Raw genomic sequence first — 715 nt, forward strand, 5'->3', positions numbered from 1 at the left:
GTGAACTACCCCCACTTAATTTTCTAGCGAAAATTTGAAGTGGGGGCTTCCAAAGAAGTTTGACTGCTTCAAGCAATCCTTATTCTTTGAGGCGTGTCCACTTCGCCGCTAGAGCATAAGACACTCAGGTCTACAGCTTTACTTTTCTTTAAGATGTTTAATGCGCCATTGACATCAGCATTAATTAGTTTGCCAGACTTTGTTCGATACAAGCCGCGCTTAATACGTTTGCCGCTGAACTTATATTCTTTTGGATTGTCGGCATTATATTCAGGAATCTCATCGCCGTCAAAAAAGCTGGCTTGAGACGTATATGATTCTTCCTGTTTCAAGAATTCAATGCCGTAAAATTCACAAAGATATTCTAGTTTTTCTTTTATGTTACCGAGAGGAATATTGACAAAGTTTTGATTTGTCTTTTTTCCTAGATTAATATTGCGTTGCCATGTTTCCGCATAGCCAATGACAAGTTTGCCAATTTACAATCCGACGTTGTACATGTTCTTGGCAATATGGCACAGTTCTCGAAGAGTCAAGTATTCTTCTTTGGTCAAACCATTTAGCTGTTGTTTGATACAAAAATACATTTTTTCACCTCCCATCTAACTATATTATACTATATTTTACTGAATCTATCCTATTTTCAGCAAAATATAGTTAAGGCGATTCATCTCCCACTTACTCCGCTTCGCTTCGTTGAAGTGGGAGTCTTCTC

General features: G+C 37.9%; 1 pseudogene. It reads right to left on the minus strand.

Going from position 1 to position 715, the window contains the following annotated elements:
- Positions 1-68: 68 nt before the first annotated feature.
- Positions 69-479: pseudogene (locus ETC02_RS18640) on the minus strand (zinc ribbon domain-containing protein); the annotation flags it as partial.
- Between the last annotated feature and the right edge of the window lie 236 nt (positions 480-715).

This window comes from Geobacillus sp. DSP4a (assembly GCF_013096875.1).
GTDB classification, from domain to species: Bacteria; Bacillota; Bacilli; order Bacillales; family Anoxybacillaceae; genus Geobacillus; species Geobacillus thermophilus.